Consider the following 19,451-nt stretch of genomic DNA (forward strand, 5'->3'; position numbering starts at 1 on the left):
GGTTAGTTTCTCCTTAATCGTAAGCCACGCTGGGCAGCCAGGTCGCGATTTCCGGTACCACGAACACAATAGCCAGCGCTACCAGCTGAATAATGATGAACGGTATAACGCCACGGTAGATGTCGGTAACGGCGATCTCCGGCGGCGCTACACCCTTGATATAGAACAGCGCGAATCCGACCGGTGGCGTCAGGAAAGAGGTCTGCAGGCACATGGCAAACAGGATGGTAAACCAGACCAGATCAAAGCCAAGGCTTTGCACAACCGGGGCAACCAGCGGCAGGATGATCAGGGTGATTTCCACCCAGTCCAGGAAGAAGCCGAGCAGGAATACACCGAACAGAATGGTCAGAATCACGCCATAAGGACCGAACGGCAGACCTAACAGGGCGTCTTCGATCACCTGGTCGCCGCCCAGACCCCGCAGGACCACTGAGAACGCGGTGGCACCGAGGAAGATGGCAAAGATGAACGCGGCCGTGCGCGTCGTCTGCTGCATGGATGAGTTCAGCACGTTCAGGTTCAATCGGCCAGACATCAGTGCCAGCAGGAGAGCGCCCAGGGCGCCCACACCGGAAGCCTCCGTTGGAGTCGCTATGCCGGCAAAGATGGAACCCAATACGCCCAGAATCAACGCGGCGGTTGGCACTACGGCTTTTGCCACTTCCCAGACGATGGCCCAGCTTACTTTTTCGGTACCTTCCGGCACCGGCGCAATGTTCGGCTGCAGCATCGGACGGATAATCGCGTAGGCGACGTACATGGCACCCAGCATAAGGCCGGGGAAGAAGGCGCCCATGAACAGGTCACCGACTGACGCCTCGGGAACCGCCAGGCGGTCAGCCATCAGAACCAGCATAATGGAGGGCGGAATCAGAATACCCAGGGTCCCGGTGGCACACGCCGTACCCACCGCAAAGCCCTTGTCGTACTTGTTCTCCATCATCACTGGCAGGGACAACATGCCGAGGAGTACCACGGAAGCACCGATGATCCCCGTGGTCGCGGCCAACAGTACGCCGATAACGATTACGGTAACCGCATAGCCCCCGCGAACGGCGCCAAACAGTTTGACCATGCTGTTCATCAGCCGCTCGGCCACACCGGACTGGTCAAGCATGATGCCCATGAAGATAAACATGGGCAGGGCAACAAGGGTTTCGCTACTGACGACTTTCCATATCCGCTCGGGCACAAGCCCCATGGACGAGGAATAGTCGAACCACAGGTTGGCACCAAAATTCTCAACGGCGACAACACCGACAACGGTCCAGATAACCGCGGTGCCGCCCAACACCCACGCAACCGGATAACCGGTCATCAACAGCGCCCCGAACGTGAGGAACATGCCGATTACAAAAAGGGTTTCAAGCTCCATCAGGACGCATCCTCTTTCTTGTTCTCACCGGACTCGACCCGGATTGGCTTCGGAAAGCCGAAAAGCAGGGCAGTAACTTTCAGCAGACGGGACAGGGCAGCGGTAATCAGGAGCACAAAAGACAGTGCCAGAACGCCCTTGAGAATCCAGCGGTAGGGAAGGCCCGCCGGTGCCTGGCTGGTCTCTCCCTGCTCCCAGGAACTGACGGCATAGGGAATCATTTCGTAGACCGCCAGCACGAGAAATGGCAACAACAGGAACACCAGTCCAAACAGTTCAATCCAGGCCTGGCCTTTGAGCGAGAGACGCTCATGGATCACATCCACCCTGACATGATCATCGGTTACCAGGGTGTAGCCCAGCCCCAACAACCAGCCCGCGCCGGCCAGATGCCATTGAACTTCCTCCAGGGTGACCGACCCCATGCCAAAGGCATAGCGCCCCACCACTGCGTAGATAATCACCCCCGTGACCACAATCCAGAGCCAGGAAGCGCTCTTGCCTATTGCAGAAATCACGGCGTCCAGAGCCCGGCTTAACCAGGTGGTTGGAAACTCCGTGTGATGATGAATAAATTGACCGGCGTCCGACGCCGATGCATGCACATCGGGTGGTGAGCCTTTATCAGACACTGTCATACAACAGTTCCTCGTTCAGAAAGCCTGCCGTGAAACAAGGATGGCCCCGCAGGGCCATCCAGACTAGATCGAAGAGCACCGGAATTGCATCCGGTGCCCAGGGTCAGCCCCGAACCTTAAAGGTCCGCCGGAACATAGGCGCGGGTATCCCAGATCTTGTAGGATTCCATGAACTCCTGCTGGCTTTCATAGACACGCTTGAAGTCGGCATCCTTGGAGGCTTCTTCTTCAAGCACTTCCTCGGTTACTTCCCTCAGCTTGAGCAGAACGTCGCGGGGGATCTGGTCGGCCTGAACGCCCTTGTCCTGGAACTCGGCCAGAACCTTGCCGTTCTTGTACTCACCCTCGGCCAGGCCACGAGTGGTTGCCGCGGTGCAGGAAGCCTCAACCAGCGCCTTCTGTGCCTCGGTGGCTCGTGCCCACTCGTCCTTGTTGATCAGCATGTACTGGGCTGTGAACTGCTGGTGCCAACCCGGGAACAGGTTGTACTTGACCACCTGGTTAAAGCCGAGGATCTGATCGATGGCGGGCATGGAGAATTCGGTGGCATCAATGGTGCCCTTTTCCAGCGCCTGATAAAGCTCGCCGCCCGGCATCATGGTGACAGAGGCGCCCAGTTTTTCGAGAACCTTACCACCGAGACCTGCGAAGCGGATTTTCAGGCCTTTGTAGTCTTCCAGTGTTTTGATGGGCTCGGAATACCAACCGGCTGTCTCGGGCCCAATGATGCCGCACAGCTGTGCGTGAACGTTGAAGCCCTTGTTGGCATAGGTTTCCTGCAGCATCTCATGGCCGCCACCGAAGTAATACCAGCCAATGTAGGCAGGGGGCTTCATGCCGAAGGGAACAGCGGCGAACAGGGGAATTGCAGGCACTTTGCCCTGGTCGTAGCCGATCCAGGTGTAGCCGGCAGAGACCTTGCCGTCCGAGACGGATTGAAGGATATCAAATGGCGGAACCAGCTTTCCGGGCTCGTAGACACGGACCTGGATGCTGCCATCGGAAGCGGTCGTAAGGTTGTCTGCAACCCAGGCGGCGGGGGAACCGAGGCCCGGAAGGTTGGTAGCGAAGGCTACGGGCATTTTCCAGCGCAGGTCGTCTGCAAACGCGGAGCCCGTGGTAAGAGCGATCGCACCGGCCACACCGGTGAGAGCCTTGAGAAGTTTCATTGGCAAGTCTCCTAGCTTTGTTATTGTATCTGGCCTGGCGCGGATAGCCGGGGCCTGATCTGAGTATAGTCAGAGAATGCAGGAACAGACGGACAGGATTAATCATGGGGGTCCAACAGTTCGCGTCAGTCTTGTTCTCTGCATTGTTCTGACGTCCTGCACCTCGGATATAGCAGGCTCCATGCCAGATTAACTTTATCTATATTTTTCAGAACGTTAGGAATTCGTGCGTGAATCGATCGAGCAAAGAATGTCCGGATTTCGGGACAGTCTTAGACATCAGTCGTAAGGGATTGTACGGATGAACAGACAGTCGTCCGGATTTCAGGACAGCCTGGCCAGTTTCTCGTAAAGAACGGATCGGGATATGCCCAACAGCTTGGCAGCCCGGGTGCGGTTGCCACGGCTTGCCACCAGGGCTTCTTCGATGGCTTGGGCCTCTGCCTCAGCAAGAGTCTGGGACAACGGCCTAACCGGTTGCGGCGCGAGAGAAGATACCGGACGGGTCCCTCCGCGGGGCAACACCTTGAAAATCGCGTCGGCATCCAGCAAGCCACCTTCCTCACCCATGGTCATTGCCCGCTCGAGAACGTTGCGCAACTCACGGATATTGCCGGGCCAGTCATAACTGCCCAGCGCCGAGACGCCGGCATCCGTAATCTCACCCCGCAACTCCAGACCCTCGCATATCTCTTCAAGAAGTGCTTCGCAGAGCACACCAAGATCCGCCAGGCGATCCCTCAAGGGCGGGATGGGGATTTCCAGGACATTGAGGCGGTAATAAAGATCCGAGCGGAAGGTTCCTTCGGAGATCATGACTTCGAGATTTCGGCTGGTGGCCGCGATAACCCGCACATCCACGGAAACCACCTTGTTGGAGCCCAGCGGTTCAATCTCCCCCTCTTGCAGGGCTCGCAGCAGCTTGGCCTGCAGCGGCAACGGCATGTCACCCACCTCATCGAGAAACAGAGTGCCACCGTTGGCCAGTTGGAACTTGCCATCACGGGTTCGACGATCGGCACCGGTGTAAGCGCCGGGTGCAACGCCAAAAAACTCGGCCTCAAGAAGGTTGTCCGGAATGGCAGCCACATTCACTCCCACGAAAGGTTTCTCCGCACGTCCCGAGACCGTATGAATCGCCTGGGCGAGCACTTCCTTGCCGGTGCCTGTCTCACCGAGCAATAGAACCGGCATGTCGCGACCGGCCGCCAAACGAGCACGACGCTTGACCTCCAGCGCTGCCGGGCTGGCACCAACGAAATCACCGAGGCTGTAGCGAGTACCCCGCGCCTTTTTCGCCAGCGCCTTGCGCGCGGCCGCCAGATCCTGGTGGAGCCGACGGTATTTCGACACCAGTGGCGTCAGGGGCTGAAGGTCGTCGTAAAGTACAAAGGCCACGGCACCTACGATTTTTCCATCGTCGTCGTAGTACGGCAGGCGCGTTACCACCAACTGTTGCTGGTTGTGCTCCATGATGTCCAGCAGCAGGGGTTTACCGGTTTCAACCACTTCGGGCATTCGGGTGTGAGGGATCAGCTGGCGCACCGGTTTGCCGATGATTGTGGACGGATCGCCCAGGCCAAGCAGATGGGAATAGCTGCTGTTAATCCAGGTAATCCGTGCATCGCAGTCCACGGCGATGGCACCGGCGCTGGCTTCCTCGAACATGGGAAACAGGGCTTCGATCAGGTCTCTGGTCAGGCCACTTTTATTGTTGTCAGAAAACAGCTGTGTCATGTACCGCGCACCAACGGGTCGAATGTCGTTCATCTTGATAACCCTTGCACCCGACAGGCCGGGTGCAGTGACGGAAGTATATGGGGCCCCCGGACCGGGGGCAAACGAAGCCGGCCCTACGACGGGCCGGCATGCGTCACGCTTATTCCGGGATTCGGACCTGATCGTCAGCAAAGACAATCCGGTCGGCGGCATCCGGCGCGGGGTCGATCGCCGGCAGGTTGGCCTCCGCCAGCGGTGTTGTAATTGCGCCCCGTGGCACAGTCCGGACTACCTGACTTGGCGGCAACGCCTGCTTTTCGGTCAGATTGGCCCAGACCAGGTCCAACGCCTGGAAGTAGTAGTGGTGCAAGGGCACATAACGGTCGGCAACGCCAGGGAAGCCATTGAGCACGTCCAAATGGTGGGCGTTCAGGATTTCGTAGTACCGCAGATTGCTTTTCTTTCCCTCCACTCGCTGGTTCAGACCAAAATAGGGCCGGGAGGTGTGGTTGATGGGCAGAATCGCGTCGGCACGACCGGTCACGAACACCGTGGGCTTGCCCTGAAGGTCACCGGAAGCACGCACCTCCGAAATACCTTCGGCAATGGCGGTTGCCAGCTCGGCGTCAGAACCAGCCAGTGCACTCCCGCTGATGGCGTCACTACCCTGGGCAAGGCTCCGAAGACACAGCAGGGCATCCAGGCCATAGTCCAGCTGATTGGTGCTTGGTGACGCGCTGGCAGGAAGGTTGGTGGGTTGGCCATCGGCACTGTCGTACACGATGTTCACTCCGGCAGACGGTGGAATGCCATTGCTGACAGAGAACAGAGCGGCCTCTACCCCCGGCGCTATCGGAGTCACTGCCCCGGCGCCATCCACTGCCGCCAAGCTGAGATCACAGACACGATCCTCGACACCGGCCCGACCATAGGCATTGGCATAGGTCATGGAAATACTCTGGGCTACGGCGAGCCCGAAGTGCACCGGCGCCAGAAGATTCTGCTCCGGCTGAATACCAAACTCCTCGTTCAGGATGCGCAGCGCGTCTGTGGCTCGGTCATCCAGAGTGGCACCGCTCACCAGACCCTTGTTGGCAAGGGAGTTACAGATATTCTCGCCGATTGCCGGGGGATTGAAGGTGGCGTTCAATGGCGCATCGTCCCGGATCGCCGGCGCCTGGTTGGCACAGCCCTGATAGACGGCAAGGGCCGTGGTGTAATCCAGCAGGCTGCGGCTGTGCTCGGTAATCTCCGGGCCCTCGCCCTGGCGTATGGTGAAGCTTCGGTCCACCTGCGGGTTCACGTTGGGCTCGGACACCGCCACGCCATCGATAAGGCCCTTCGTATCCTGCTCGGCTGCACGGACGGAAGAACCACCACCGTTGGAGACACTGGAGGCAATGACCACGGTGTTTTTGGGTTTGATGGTCAGAAGCGTTTCGCCGTTGCCCAGTTCCCGGCCAAACTTCTCGTTCAGCACGTAAAACCCGAATTCGATGGACTGCAGTACATGCTGGCCCCAGTCGGCTTCAGGATTGGCTTTGGAGTGGGCATGCTTCCAGGCAAGGCGATCCGGCCAGGCGCTGTCGAAATCCGCTCGCTGCTCATCGGTCAGGTCGGCCCGGAACTGCACTGGTTCATCATCGGAGGTGAGCGTGCCATCAATCCGCTGGGCGGTGTTTGTGGCCAGATTATGGGAACCGGTTCCCGTGCCCTTGTCGGTGTAAACGACAGCGCACCCTTTTTTCAGGCCCCACTCGCCAGCGGTGCCGATAGCACCATAGATGCCCCGGGAGCCGGAGGAAGGCGCCGTGACCATGCAGGGTCGATCAGGATCAAAACTATCGGGCACCTGGGCCATCACGGTTACCGGCACGTCGGTCCCTGGCACCGTCATGTAGGCGATGAATTCATCTCCCGGAATCAGGCCTTCACCGCTGGCGTTGACCTGCGGACCAAAGAAGGTTCCATAACCGCCTCCGGGTGCGGTATCCACCAGTGCACGGTAGTTGTTATAGATCGCCAACCGTCGGAGTTCTGCAGCGGCAGGATTCAAAGGGTCTGCGAATGCAGGCCCGGGCGCACTGGCCAGACCGCTGGCACCCAGGCCCGCAGTGAGCAGGTCATCGGTAATACCGTCATAGCTGGTCTGACTGATATCGCCCTGAATGAAGCCAGGGATTTCGTTAAACGGTGGATTATCCTTGCAAGCTGAGAGGGTCAACCCCGTGGCGCCGATCAGGGCGCAGAGCATTATTCGTTTCATGATCGTTCCTTGTTTGTTGTTGTAAACGAACAGACCAGGCCTCAAGCCGGGCCCCGGGAACGCCATGCGTATCCTGTGCCAATTAGTTATATAGCTGATTTATATATATTAAATGTGCCTATGAATTGAACTTGGGAGAATAATTCCGGATTTCCGGACAGCCCTGGGCCCGGCAATCATCGAAAAACCCGCCCATTGCGAGCCTTGAACAGGTTGTCCTCGAATCCGGACAGTGTACTGAATGTCGGACAATGGAGTCTGGATAAGGCAATCCGAACCGTACCGACATCCATCAATATCAGCCTGTCGTAAATTCGTTAGAAGATTGTAATCCGCCTGAAAAAGGAGATCCCAGTGCCCGGTTACCGAACAGGGGCCAGATGGCGTGGACTGGCCGGCATCATTGGCAGCCTGCTGGTGCTGGCCGGATGCGCGACCCATCACGATGGACCAGAGAACGAGGCCTTGCCGGGAGAGCAATCCTTTCAGGTAAAGAGCAATTTACAGTTCTCCCCCGACAACTGGCCAGAACGCCTGTTTGCCGACCTTTACCTGCCGGAAAATGAGGTTTCAGAGCATCGTCATCCGGTGGTCCTGATGGTTCACGGGGGTGGCTGGCAACGACGGTCCCGTGAAGACATGGCCTGGATCGCGGAAGATGTGGCCAGCCACGGCTTCGCGGTGCTGAACATCGACTACCGGTTCGCACCGGAATACACCTTCCCGGCGCAGCTGCACGATCTCCAGCTCGCCCGCCAATGGTTGAACGAGCATGCCGACGAGTACCGCCTCGACCGCAAGCAAGTCAGCGGTTTCGGTTTCTCATCCGGCGCCCATCTGATTGCCCTGTTGGCCCTGGTGGCAAGTTCCGACAGCGAGCTGAACCAGCCCTTTGGGGGGCCGGAGTCCCGTTTGCAAGCTGTTGTCGCCGGCGGACTGCCGTCCGACCTCATGGCGTTTGGTTCGGGCAAGCTGATCCGGCAGTTCCTGGGTGCTGAGCAGCAAGAGATGCCGGACACCTATCGCAATGCCTCACCGATCAGCCATGTGACCGCCAATGCACCGCCCTTTTTCCTGTTTCACGGCGCCATGGACATGCTCGTGCCCTTCAGCCAGGCTGAACGTTTCAGGGACGTACTGGCGAGTCATCAGGTATACAGCGAACTCTATGAAATGCATCTTCGAGGGCATGTCACCAGCTTTCTGACGGCCGGCGATGCGGTTGACGAGGCGATCGCGTTCCTCGACCGCCAGAATGGTCGCTGATTGCCGGGTTGTTATCCGATCCGGATGAACGGCAGTAGGCTCAGGCCCATGATTACCAGAATGGCAATGCAGGCTGCCAGAGTCCGGATTGGCCGCTGCCTGAGCATGAACCAGAAACCGCCGGATTCGCCCCTGGCCAGGTGCTCCTCGTAGGTCCTCCGCTGGGTTTCATAACGTTGCCGCTGATACTCATCCAGCAACGCCCGGGCCCGGGCCGCCTCCTCGTCATCGTGGACCCAGAAACCGCCCATGCTGATGCCCCAGCGGCTTGGTGGCGTCTCATAATAGGCTACCTCATGGGAATCAAACAGAGCCCGGATTTCCTCGGCCTCGTCATCGGGTACATGGCGCAGGTTCATCAGATGGTGGGGCATGGACTCTCGTTGTCTGGTATCAGGTGCGGGTATCCCTATATCCTAGCACTAAAGCCCGACGGGGCCCGACAGCCCGAATTCGACACCGGAACCCTGAATGACCGACAACCCCCTCCGATTGCTGCTGGAGTTCGACAGCCAGGCGCAACGGGACAGATCACAACCGCCTACCTTCCTGCATCGACGGGACCGCAAGTTCGCACTCGTCTGTGAAGAGCAGGGTGCGGCTCCGGACGCTGCCCGCTGGCTGGCCCATCTGAACCGACTCAGTGGTCCCCGGACAACCCCGACATCCGCGGACCAGACACTGGCATCCTGGCGCCGAATCAACGGCGGTTTTGCAGCGTTGGGCTTGGTCGCGGGCATGCTGGCGATGGCCGGGCTGCTGTTTTACGACGGTGGCCAGCGCATCAACGTCACGGTTTTTCTGGCCTTCGTGTTGCTGAACCTGACATTTGCCCTGCTAACTACCCTGCAAGCCATGGCCGGGTGGCAGCCCTGGCGCTGGCTGGCGCGGCGGCTGGGGGTCAACCCGGGGAACGGCGCCTTCAATCGTCTGCAGCCCGTCCTCATGGCCAGGGCCGCTCACCTGGGCGGTATTGCGTTCGCCATCGCAGGGCTGTTTACGTTGCTGACCATGGTCGTCATGCAGGACCTCGCCTTCGGCTGGAGCACCACGCTGAACACTGCTGCCACCAGCTATCACGGATTGGTAAAGGCCATTGCGACGCCCTGGGCCTGGCTCTGGCCGGCTGCGGCCCCGGATCTGGCGTTGGTCGAGGCGACGCGTTTTTTCCGGGCCGGAAACCCAACGGCAAGTCCTGACCCGGCCCTTTGGGGCCAGTGGTGGCCGTTTGTGACCATGATGTGGGCAACCTGGGTTCTTCTGCCAAGGGTACTTCTTTGGGTATGGGCGTCCCTGCAGGCCCGGCAGAAAGCCCGACGCCTGCTCACCAGTCATCCGGCCATGCACGCCCTGCTGTATCGCATGGAAACGCCCGCCCTGGACACTGGCAACAGCCACCATGATGCCAACGACCTGCCGGACACCGACACTCGAGGCAACCTGCTACCACTGCCCGACAGCGACATCCTGCTGTGTTGGGCCGGCGCCGGTGAACCGGAATTGCCAGAGTCGCTTCGATCAGGCAAGCAGCTCGTGCTTCGGGCCGGCGGCAGCGCCAGCCTTTCGGACGATGATCAGGCCCTGAACCGGATCGCCGAGCATCTGAAAAACCGCGCCAAGGCGGTCATCCTGCTGGTTCGCTGCTGGCAACCCCCCACCGGCGAGCTTCAGGACTTCCTGTCGGCCGCCCGAGACATCTGGCCAGACGACTCCAGGGTCGCGCTGGTCCCACTGGCCCCGGACAGCAATCAGCAACCGGATGCCCACCAGATCCAGCCCTGGCTGCGGTTTGCCGATAGGGTGGGCAGCGAGTTTGTCCAGGTGTCTCTGCCCCCCTTTCAGATTCAGGATCCCTATACAGCCATCGAGGGCGGGTCATGACTCAGATACCAACGTTTGCGGTCGTCGGACACCCGAACAAGGGTAAATCCAGTGTGGTGGCGACCCTGTCCCAGAACGACGCCATCGCCATTGCCCTGGAACCTGGCACCACACGCAGGCATCAGGCCTACCCGCTGAGGGTGGACGGTCAGACCCTCTACACTCTGGTGGACACCCCCGGATTCCAGCGGCCGAGACGGGTAATGGAGTGGCTGGAGGCCCACAGTGTCTCCGCCTCTGATCATGCAGACACTGTCAAAGCCTTTGTGGCACAGCATGAGGGGGACGGCCGGTTCACTGATGAGTGTGAGCTCCTCAAGCCTCTGATCGAGGGTGCCGGGATCATCTACGTTGTGGACGGCTCGGTGCCCTACAGCGCAGAGCACGAGGCAGAAATGACCATCCTGCGCTGGACTGGCCGCCCGAGCCTGGCCCTGATCAACAGCATCGGTACCGACGACTACAGTGATACCTGGCAGGCCGCCCTGGGCCAGTTCTTTCAGGTTGTCCGCCGTTTCGACGCCGTTCGCGCCAGTTTTGAGCAACATCTCGGCCTTCTACGGGCTTTCGGACAGCTCGAGCCAGACTGGGAAATGCCACTGGAGCAGGCCACCAACTACCTGTCCGGCCAGCGACAGCAGCGCCGCCAACAGGCCGCAGCACTGATCGTCAGAGCGCTTGAGGACATGATGTCCTACCAGGAGAAACGCACCCTCACCGCCGGCCAGGCTGTCGAAACCAGCGACGGTTCTCTGGCCGAACAGCTGCGGGACCACTGGTATCGCCACCAGCGCAAGCGGGAACAGACCCTGCGCGTGGATATCGAGCACCTGTACCAGCACCAGCGCATCCGCCGCCAGGAAGCAGAACTCGAGTGGCACAGCGAACACGACCTGTTCTCGGAAGACAGCCGCCAAGCCTGGGCCGTCAGCAAGCGCTATCTGGCCACCGCCGGCTTCGGCGCGGGCGCTGTCAGCGGTGCCGGCATCGACGCACTGACCTTCGGCTCATCCCTTGGAACCGGAGCTCTGGTGGGCGGACTGATTGGCGCCGCCGGCAGTTATTTATACGGCGACCGACTGGCCCTGCCGGCGCTGAACATCGGCGTACTTCGTGACGGATTGAAGACAGCCACCTTCGGTCCTGTACAGGACAGTCAGTTCGGCTATGTTGTATTGGGACGTGCCGTGGATCATTGGTGGCACATTAGCCACCGGAATCACGCCGGACGAGACCTGCTGGACCTGGAGCCAGCAGACCATCACTGGCTGGAAAGCCTTGGAAAAACCAGCAGACAGGACATCCAGCGGGCCTTCGACAAGCGCCGAAAACGGCGACCTCTCGAGCAACGCCAGCGGGAGACATTTACCGCGGCGGTTGAGCAGGCGATGATCGTTTACGACGATTGGCGGTTGAACCGAACCTGAAAGGGATGTTTATACTAGAAAGCTATTCCATCACAAATGGGGAATGCGAATGAAAATCGTACGAGTGCAAGACATCATCGGTACCGAGCGGGAAGTCACCGGCCCGGGCTGGACCAGCCGCCGTATGTTGCTCAAGAAAGATGGCATGGGCTTCTCCTTCCACGAGACCATCATTCCTGCAGGAGCGGTTCTGAACCTCTGGTACAAGCACCACCTGGAAGCCGTCTACTGCGTGGCCGGCAACGGCAAAATTCTGGATAAGGCGACCGGGGAAACTCACGAGATTACTGACGGGACCCTGTACGCACTCGACAAGCACGACCAGCATACCCTGTACGGCGGTACCGAGGACATGAGACTGATCTGCTCCTTCAACCCACCGGTAACCGGTCGCGAAGTACACGACGAAGACGGTGCCTATCTGCCGGATACCAGCGAAGACTGAATCGTTTTGCCCGTGGCTGAACACCAGGCCGCGACCACACCGCCACCGCCAGCGAAGCTGCTGCCGGTGGCGGTGTTGCTTTGGCTGGCCGGCGTTTACCTGCGAATACCAGTGCTGGTCGCGCCGCCCCTGGCGCCGTTCATCAGCGACGAACTGGCACTGACCCAGGCACTCACCGGCGCACTGACCACCCTGCCCATCCTGATGCTGGCCATCGGCTCCATGCCCGGCTCACTGGCCATCGCCCGGATCGGCCCCCGCAATACACTGGCTCTCGCCATGGTGATCATGGTCATCGGCTCCGCCGGGCGCGGCCTGATGCCCGACACCCTGACCCTGATGATCGCCAGTGCCGTCATGGGCATCGGCGTCTCCATGATGCAACCGTCACTGCCGGCACTACTGCCCCGGTGGCTGGAACCCCACCACCTCGCGTTAGGCTCGGCGATCTACATGAACGGCATGCTGATGGGAGAGTTCATCGGTGCCGGCATCACGCTGCCTGTGCTCATGCCCCTGCTGGACAACAGCTGGCGCGCCACCCTGTTGGCCTGGTCACTCCCGGCGCTGCTGATTGCTGCGGCACTGTTCCTGCCCAAACGGGACCGGGCCAAACCGGTGCGAAAAGTCGCCTGGCTACCGGACTGGCATAACCCTTTGACCCTGAGAATCGGTCTACTGCTCGGCCTCTCCGGCTCGTTGTTTTTTGGCCTCAACGCGTACATGGGCAACCTGCTGCAGCATCAGGGCCAGTTCGACAAACTGCCGGACGCCCTGTTCTGGTACAACCTTGCGCAGGTCTTCGCCTCCCTGATCATGCTGAAAATGGCGCGCTACTGGGTCGGCCGTCGTGGCGTCATCGCCACCCTGGCCAGCATCAGCCTGCTCGGCGCCATTGGCGCGGTCATGCTTACCGGCTGGTGGTCCATCGTCAGCGCCACCCTCATGAGCCTGGTCGCCGGCATGCTGCTGATCCTGCTCGTCGCGATACCCCCTCTGGTGGTCTCCGCCGCCGAAACCGGCCGCCTCTCCGCCGGCACCTTCCTGGTCGGTTACACCGTCGCTTTTTGCGTGCCCATGCTTGGCGGTGTCGTCGCCGACTGGACCGGCGATGCCCGCCACGCCCTGATGCTGATGATCACCTATGGCCTGCTGGTCTTGCCCCTAGCCTTTACCCTGAATCTGGAACGAAAAAAGGACCAGCCCGAAAGCTGATCCTTTTCTGAATACCAATTTTCCATCGCGGCCCCCACGTATCCAGCCAGAACGGCCGTGGGGCGGGGGTGTCCTTTCCGCCGGGAAAAAATGTCTGAGCAAAGCGAGTTGTTTTTCCCAGAGGAAAGGACACCCCCGCCCCGCGGCCAGACTCCGAACTAAAACCGGATCAGATGTAATAGTCCTTCAACGGAGGAAACCCGTTAAATTCAATGGCGCTGTACGTCGTTGTATAGGCTCCGGTAGACAGCCAGTACATCCGATCCCCGATCGCCAGATTCAACGGCAACGGATACTTGTGATGCTCATACATGATATCGGCACTGTCACAAGTCGGCCCGGCAATCACACAGTCCTCGCCTTCGCCCACCTTTTCTGTCCAGATCGGAAACTTGATCGCCTCATCCAGCGTCTCGATCAGGCCTGAAAACTTGCCCACATCGGTAAACACCCAGCGGTGCAGAGCCGTGCGGGATTTCCGGGAAATCAGAACCACCTCGCTCACCAGAACACCGGCGTTGGAAATCAGCGATCGGCCCGGCTCGATGATGATCTCCGGCAGCTCCGCGCCGAAATCCTCGTGCAGGAAGCGCGAAATCTCCTCGGCGTACACCTTCAGCTCGTTGGTGCGGGTGATGTAGTTGGCCGGGAAACCACCGCCCATGTTGATCATCTTCAGCTCGATACCGTCTTCTTCCTTCAGACGTTCGAAAATGACCTTCACCTTGTTCAAGGCTGCATCCCAGGCGCCAATCTCGCGCTGCTGGGAACCGACGTGAAACGACACGCCGTAGGGCACCAGTCCCAGGTCACGGGCAAGAATCAGCAGGTCCATGGCCATGTCGGTCTGGCAGCCGAACTTGCGGGACAGTGGCCAGTCCGCGGTCAGGGTGCCTTCGGTCAGGATACGCACGTACACCTTCGAGCCCGGTGCCGCCTTGGCGATGTTGCGAAGGTCTGCCTCCGAGTCCGTGGCAAACATACGAACGCCCTTCTCGTAGAAGGTACGAATGTCCTTCGCCTTCTTGATGGTATTGCCGTAGCTGATCCGCTCACCGGTCACACCCAGAGCCATCACCTTGTCCAGCTCGTACACCGATGCGATATCGAAACAGGCGCCCTTGTCGCGCAGCATAGTCAGGATCTGCGGGGCCGGATTGGCTTTTACCGCGTAATAAACCTTGGCGTAGGGAAAGCCCTCGATCAGCTCGTCGTACTGACGATCAACCGTTGCGGTATCGATCACCACAAATGGAGTTTCCTTGCCGTCGGCAAAGTCCTTGATGCGCTTGAACGTATCGGCTTCGTAGTAATCGGCAATATTGGCGTTAGCGGCTTCGGTCATGGGTGGTGTGTCCCTCCACAGGGCAAACAGGCATAAAAAAAGGCACTACAGCAACGCTGCAGCACCCGTTAGATGGCGCGATCATCGGGCTTTTTTAAGGGCCCGGATATGAGCACTTTTACCCATAAAAAGAAGAGAATTTGTTACCGAATGAAAAGGAGCGTTGAGGGCTATTCTACTCATGTTAAACTGAACATAATTTGATCAGAACTGTATGGTTTTTATATGTCGGACATCAGCTCAATTGCCGCCGCCAGCACTCAACTGAATCAGCAGCGCGTGCAGGAGCAGGCACAGCTTTCTGTCCTGAAAGCCTCCCTCGATATGGCCCAGCAGGGCGCCCTGCAGCTGCTTGAAGGCGTGACGGAAACGGCAGTAGCGACCGCCGGCGCTAATCCGTCTGACAGCGTCGGTAGTCTGATCGACGTCCGCGCTTAGCCTTCAGACCGCCACCGGCCATATCGGCGGTGGTTCGGTGGGGCCGTCCGGGTCTTCCGGTTCGGTCTGTTCCCGGAGATAGCCGAGAATCGCCTCCTGGAGCTCCGTGCCCTGGCCCAATCCCTTGTTTCCGAACAGCCGGTTGAATTCCAGTACGTAAGGGTGGCCATCCACCATCGCAATATCAAAGCCTGCGTGATTAACACCCAGATCCCGAGCCAGCCGCAACGCCAGCTCCGTCATCGCCGGGGGAACCGGACTGTTGTCAATGCGGCCACCCCGGGCCACATTGTTGTAGAAGCCCTGATCGGCCTGGGTTCGCCAGTAAGCCGTCAGCACCCGATCGCCAACCACCACAACTCGCGCATCCCGGTCCAGAGGGAGGTATTCCTGGGCGTAGAGCACGTCGGTGCGTTCGCAATAGCGACGCCAGTCCTCACGGGATTCAATCAGCCAGACGCCTTCGCCCATGCTGGCCTTGGGGAGCTTTGCCACGAACGGATGCACCATGGCATCCCAGATCATGTCACGTTCCACCGGGCCGTTGGCCTCAATCATGGTCCAGGGCGTGTGTTCCGGGGCCACCGCCTGGAATGCACGAGTCATCTCCACCTTGTCGTGGCCGATGCGATAGCTGGCTTCGCTTGGAAACACCCGGCACTTGAGACCGTGAACCAGGGCATTTAACTGCCAGTATTCGGGGAACAGGACCCAATCCGCTTCCCGCAACAGTTCTTTATGACGCAGAAACTGGTCCGGCTTGAGAACGGTGGTGCTGGGAAAGCCCAGGGTTCGGAAAATATCGAAGGAAACAAGGTGCATGGATACTGCGCACTCGGGGTTGAATTGCGCGTATTTTATACAGGGATGACATTCAGGCAAGCGGTATTTTCACGACCAGTCATCAGGAAAAGACCTCACAGGTGCTACCCTTGAAGCAGAAAAAAGCATGGGAGGGCGGAATGCAGGAACTTGATGCGAGGGCAGAGTCTCTTCTGGCAGCACTGAAAGCGGACTCCCAGTCAGGCGCTACACAGCTGGCACTGAGCACCCTCAATCAACTGCTATCTTACCTGGACGATGTCGAGCCAGAGGACCAGACATTTCTGAGGCTTCTGGCAGAACTCCAGGCGGCACGCCCCAGCATGATCGTGATTGGCAATGCACTGTCCATGATCGAGCAGCGGCTATCCAGTGGTACTCAGATTGCACGGCAGGCCGTCATGGGCATCAGAGACCAGCTGGAAAACGCCACCGGAACCATTGCCCGGCACGCCCTTGATCATCTGTCAGGCTCCCCGGTGATACTGACCCATAGCGCCAGCTCCGCGGTGCTGGCGCTGTTTCGGAACATGGCGGAACAGGGCCAGGCCTTCTCTGTCATCTGCACCCAGAGCAGCCCGGGCTTAGAGGGCCACTCCCTGGCACGGGCGCTGAACGAGCTAGCCATACCCGTCACCCTGATCACCGATGCGCAGATGGGGCTGTTTGTGCCCCAGGCTGACCTGGTGATCACCGGGTGCGATACCTGGCTTACCAATGGGCATTTTATCAACAAAAGCGGTACACACTTGTTGGCTCTGGCGGCCCATGCGGCCGGGAAGCCCCTCTGGGTTCTTGCCGACAGCTTCCGGAACAGCGACGCCGACCCCGGGTCGGTTGAACTCGAGGAAATGCCCGCGGAAGAACTCAACGCACCGGCGGGAGACTGGATAACGCCACGGAATATCTACTTTGAGCGGGTGCCACACGCGCTGGTCAGCAAACGCATCAGCGAGTTGGGCGTTTTTTCGTGCCCTGCTGAGCCTCGGCGGTAAACGGATCTTCCGGCCAGGGATGCTTGGGATACCGTCCACGCATATCCTTGCGCACCTCGGGGTAGGCGTTACGCCAGAAACTGGCCAGATCCGCGGTGACCGCCAGAGGCCGTTGCGCGGGGGACAGTAGATGAAGCACCACCGGTACCCGCCCGCCGGCAACGGCAGGGGTTTCTTTCCAGCCAAACAGCGCCTGGAGCTTGGCCGCCAGAACCGGGCCATTGTCGGCGGTGTAATCCAGACTCACCCGCTGGCCGGTCGGTATGGTCAGGTGTGTTGGCGCCAGACTCTGAAGCTGCTGCTGGGCCGGGTAATCAATCAGGCTGTTAAGGGCCGACAGCAGGTCGATCCGGGCCAGATCAGACCATCGGACCATACCGACCAGAAACGGGCCCAGCCAAACCTCGAGATTATCCAGCAACGCCGCGTCATCTGTGTCCGGCCAGCCGGAATCCGGGAAGGTTCTGGCAAGCAACTTCATTCGGGCACGCCACTGGCGACTGTCATCACTCCACGGCAGACTCTCCAGGCCCTTTTTTCGAATGGCACTGAGCAGCCCCTGCCGGGCCAGCTCCGGATCCACCCGGGCAAGCGGCTTTTCCTGAAGCACGAGTGCACCCAGTTTCCGCGCACGTCTCGCCAGAATTTTACCCTGGCTTTCGTCCCACAGCGCCTCTTCGATCTCCTGTATATGGTCAGCCAGATCAAGTTCCAGATCCGGGATGTCTACCGGCGCGGCCAGGTAAATCGAGGCTTCGCGAGCACGGCCATCCAGCTCGGCCGCCACCAGCCACTCGTGCCGGGCCAGGGGATCATCCTCTCTCAGTACTGCACCTTTGCCATTACTGAGTTGATACCTTGCCGCCTTACCTGATCGCCGCCTGGCAATACGGTCCGGATAGGCCAGGCCAAGCAATCGGCCGATCTCGGTCTCCGAGGGCAGAGGTGCGTCAGTCGGCCCGGGCCCGGAAAGGCGTCGGGCCGACTGGCGTACAGCCTTCAGGCGAGCGACATCCAGCGTGCGATCCCGCCGTTCACCGAAGAACACCCGAACCCGCTCGTGCATGTCCGCACCAGCACCGGGGCCCAGGAGATCTCGCTCTTCCAGCAAGGCGGCCACAGTCGCAGCCGCTCCCCCGAGCCCTACGGCGCGGCCTTTCAGCACCATATGGGCCAGTCGCGGGTGTATCCCCAGTTCCCGGGCCGCTTTGCCGTGGTCCGTAATAGCTCCGTCTGAATCGAGCATATCGAGCCACTGCAGCAGGGCCACAGCCTGCCGCCAATGAGCGGCGGGGGGCTTATCAATCCAGGCAACGGCATCGGCTTCCCGCGCGCCCCACTGGGCCAATTCCAGCACCAAGGGTGCCAGATCGGCCTCCAGAATTTCGGGCGGAGTGTAATCGGCCAATCCGAACTGTTCCGATTCGCTCCACAATCGATAGCAGATGCCCGGTTCAATCCGCCCGGCGCGCCCCTTCCGCTGTTCCGCCGAGGCTTTGGACACCCGGCCAGTCACCAGTCGCGTCATGCCACTGTTGGGGTCAAACACCGCCCGACGCTGCTGACCACAATCGATAACAACCCGCACTCCTTCAATGGTCAGGCTGGTTTCGGCAATAGCCGTGGCCAACACCACCTTACGCTGGCCTTCAGGAGCCGGAGAGATTGCCTGGTCCTGCTGCTCCGATTTCAGATTGCCGTAGAGCGGAGCAAGCATCACCCGGTCCGGCAGGTTTGCACGGAGCTGTTGCTCAACCCGACGTATCTCACCCACACCGGGCAGAAACACCAGCAGTGAGCCGCTTTGATCACTCAATGCCTCCTGGACCACAGAGGTGACCTGATCCACCATGCGGCCACTGCGCGGCAACGGCCGATAATGAACATCGACCGGAAACGCCCGTCCTTCACTGGTTATGACGGGTACGTCTCCAAGCACTTGCGCAATCGGCCCTGTATCCAGGGTCGCGGACATCACCAGCAACCGCAGATCCTCCCGCAACGCCTGCTGCGATTCCCGCACCAGGGCCAGGCCCAGGTCCGCCTGGAGTGAGCGCTCATGGAACTCATCAAAGATGACCGCCGCGTACTCCTCCAGCATCGGATCGGCCTGGATCAGCCGGGTCAGGATGCCCTCGGTCACGACTTCGATCCGGGTGGCCCCGGACACACGGGTATCCAGCCTTGTGCGATAACCTACCGTCTGGCCGGGCTTTTCATTGAGTTGCCTGGCCATGAACCGGGCGGCAGAGCGGGCTGCAAGCCGACGGGGCTCCAGCATCAGGATCTTGCGGTCACCGCGCCAGGGCGCATCCAGAAGGGCAACAGGCACACGGGTGGTTTTACCGGCACCGGGCGGAGCCTGCAGAAGTAGGGTAGTCGTGCTTTCCAGGGCCACTTTCAGGTCTGGAAGAATGGCATCAATGGGGAGCATCGGATTCCGTGTT

At 59.9% G+C, this 19,451-nt stretch carries 16 protein-coding genes; 7 read left to right on the forward strand and 9 right to left on the reverse strand.

Annotation, left to right across the window (positions count from 1 at the left end; genetic code table 11):
• Nucleotides 1-13: 13 nt before the first annotated feature.
• The 5 genes from ACWJ62_RS07870 to ACWJ62_RS07890 form a co-directional block, all read right to left on the reverse strand.
• The gene (locus ACWJ62_RS07870) at nucleotides 14-1,378 is read right to left on the reverse strand and encodes a TRAP transporter large permease (protein ID WP_449285681.1); all 1,365 of its coding nucleotides are present in this window, start codon (nucleotides 1,376-1,378) and stop codon (nucleotides 14-16) included.
• A complete protein-coding gene (locus ACWJ62_RS07875; RefSeq protein WP_449285682.1) occupies nucleotides 1,378-2,016 on the reverse strand; it encodes a TRAP transporter small permease subunit in 639 nt (212 codons plus the stop codon). The genes ACWJ62_RS07870 and ACWJ62_RS07875 overlap by 1 nt, the downstream gene beginning before the upstream one ends.
• 116 nt (nucleotides 2,017-2,132) lie before the next feature.
• Nucleotides 2,133-3,185: a TRAP transporter substrate-binding protein gene (locus ACWJ62_RS07880; protein ID WP_449285683.1), complete on the reverse strand. Its 1,053-nt coding sequence runs from the start codon at nucleotides 3,183-3,185 to the stop codon at nucleotides 2,133-2,135.
• Between the two features lie 324 nt (nucleotides 3,186-3,509).
• Nucleotides 3,510-4,922, reverse strand: coding sequence for a sigma-54 interaction domain-containing protein (locus ACWJ62_RS07885; RefSeq protein WP_449285684.1), 1,413 nt, complete (start codon nucleotides 4,920-4,922; stop codon nucleotides 3,510-3,512).
• Between the two features lie 142 nt (nucleotides 4,923-5,064).
• The gene (locus ACWJ62_RS07890) at nucleotides 5,065-7,170 is read right to left on the reverse strand and encodes a 3-hydroxybutyrate oligomer hydrolase family protein (protein ID WP_449285685.1); all 2,106 of its coding nucleotides are present in this window, start codon (nucleotides 7,168-7,170) and stop codon (nucleotides 5,065-5,067) included.
• A 354-nt stretch (nucleotides 7,171-7,524) separates the two neighbouring features.
• Between ACWJ62_RS07890 and ACWJ62_RS07895 the strand changes: the two genes are divergently transcribed.
• Complete coding sequence (locus ACWJ62_RS07895) at nucleotides 7,525-8,436, forward strand: alpha/beta fold hydrolase (RefSeq protein ID WP_449285686.1); 912 nt, start codon at nucleotides 7,525-7,527, stop codon at nucleotides 8,434-8,436.
• An 11-nt stretch (nucleotides 8,437-8,447) separates the two neighbouring features.
• On the opposite strand, the gene ACWJ62_RS07900 is transcribed toward ACWJ62_RS07895, so the two are convergent.
• Nucleotides 8,448-8,810, reverse strand: coding sequence for a DUF6164 family protein (locus ACWJ62_RS07900; RefSeq protein ID WP_449285687.1), 363 nt, complete (start codon nucleotides 8,808-8,810; stop codon nucleotides 8,448-8,450).
• Between the two features lie 97 nt (nucleotides 8,811-8,907).
• Here ACWJ62_RS07900 and ACWJ62_RS07905 point away from each other — a divergent pair, with 97 nt between their 5' ends.
• Genes ACWJ62_RS07905 through ACWJ62_RS07920 form a run of 4 tightly spaced genes read left to right on the forward strand, consistent with a single transcriptional unit; the run spans nucleotide 8,908 to nucleotide 13,404 of the window.
• Nucleotides 8,908-10,317 (forward strand): DUF2868 domain-containing protein, encoded by a 1,410-nt coding sequence (locus ACWJ62_RS07905; RefSeq protein WP_449285688.1) that lies wholly within the window; start codon nucleotides 8,908-8,910, stop codon nucleotides 10,315-10,317.
• On the forward strand, nucleotides 10,314-11,744 hold the full coding sequence (locus tag ACWJ62_RS07910) for a GTPase/DUF3482 domain-containing protein (protein ID WP_449285689.1): 1,431 nt from the start codon (nucleotides 10,314-10,316) through the stop codon (nucleotides 11,742-11,744). Before ACWJ62_RS07905 ends, ACWJ62_RS07910 begins: the two co-directional genes overlap by 4 nt.
• Before the next feature lie 49 nt (nucleotides 11,745-11,793).
• On the forward strand, nucleotides 11,794-12,189 hold the full coding sequence (locus ACWJ62_RS07915; RefSeq protein ID WP_138439788.1) for an ectoine synthase: 396 nt from the start codon (nucleotides 11,794-11,796) through the stop codon (nucleotides 12,187-12,189).
• 12 nt (nucleotides 12,190-12,201) lie between these two features.
• The gene (locus tag ACWJ62_RS07920) at nucleotides 12,202-13,404 is read left to right on the forward strand and encodes an MFS transporter (RefSeq protein WP_449285690.1); all 1,203 of its coding nucleotides are present in this window, start codon (nucleotides 12,202-12,204) and stop codon (nucleotides 13,402-13,404) included.
• A gap of 169 nt (nucleotides 13,405-13,573) precedes the next feature.
• On the opposite strand, the gene ACWJ62_RS07925 is transcribed toward ACWJ62_RS07920, so the two are convergent.
• On the reverse strand, nucleotides 13,574-14,749 hold the full coding sequence (locus tag ACWJ62_RS07925) for a type III PLP-dependent enzyme (protein WP_449285691.1): 1,176 nt from the start codon (nucleotides 14,747-14,749) through the stop codon (nucleotides 13,574-13,576).
• 225 nt (nucleotides 14,750-14,974) lie between these two features.
• Here ACWJ62_RS07925 and ACWJ62_RS07930 point away from each other — a divergent pair, with 225 nt between their 5' ends.
• The gene (locus ACWJ62_RS07930; RefSeq protein WP_230706017.1) at nucleotides 14,975-15,187 is read left to right on the forward strand and encodes a YjfB family protein; all 213 of its coding nucleotides are present in this window, start codon (nucleotides 14,975-14,977) and stop codon (nucleotides 15,185-15,187) included.
• A gap of 3 nt (nucleotides 15,188-15,190) precedes the next feature.
• Here the strand turns inward: ACWJ62_RS07930 and ACWJ62_RS07935 are convergent, their stop codons facing one another.
• Nucleotides 15,191-16,009 carry a hypothetical protein gene (locus ACWJ62_RS07935; RefSeq protein WP_449285692.1) on the reverse strand — a complete coding sequence of 273 codons (819 nt, stop codon included), beginning with the start codon at nucleotides 16,007-16,009 and terminating at the stop codon, nucleotides 15,191-15,193.
• A gap of 140 nt (nucleotides 16,010-16,149) precedes the next feature.
• Here ACWJ62_RS07935 and ACWJ62_RS07940 point away from each other — a divergent pair, with 140 nt between their 5' ends.
• Nucleotides 16,150-17,004 carry a translation initiation factor eIF-2B gene (locus ACWJ62_RS07940; RefSeq protein ID WP_449285693.1) on the forward strand — a complete coding sequence of 285 codons (855 nt, stop codon included), beginning with the start codon at nucleotides 16,150-16,152 and terminating at the stop codon, nucleotides 17,002-17,004.
• Here ACWJ62_RS07940 and hrpB read toward each other — a convergent pair.
• Nucleotides 16,958-19,438 (reverse strand): ATP-dependent helicase HrpB, encoded by a 2,481-nt coding sequence (gene hrpB / locus ACWJ62_RS07945; protein ID WP_449285694.1) that lies wholly within the window; start codon nucleotides 19,436-19,438, stop codon nucleotides 16,958-16,960. The genes ACWJ62_RS07940 and hrpB overlap by 47 nt on opposite strands.
• Nucleotides 19,439-19,451 lie beyond the last annotated feature (13 nt).

Source organism: Marinobacter sp. PE14, assembly GCF_053566155.1.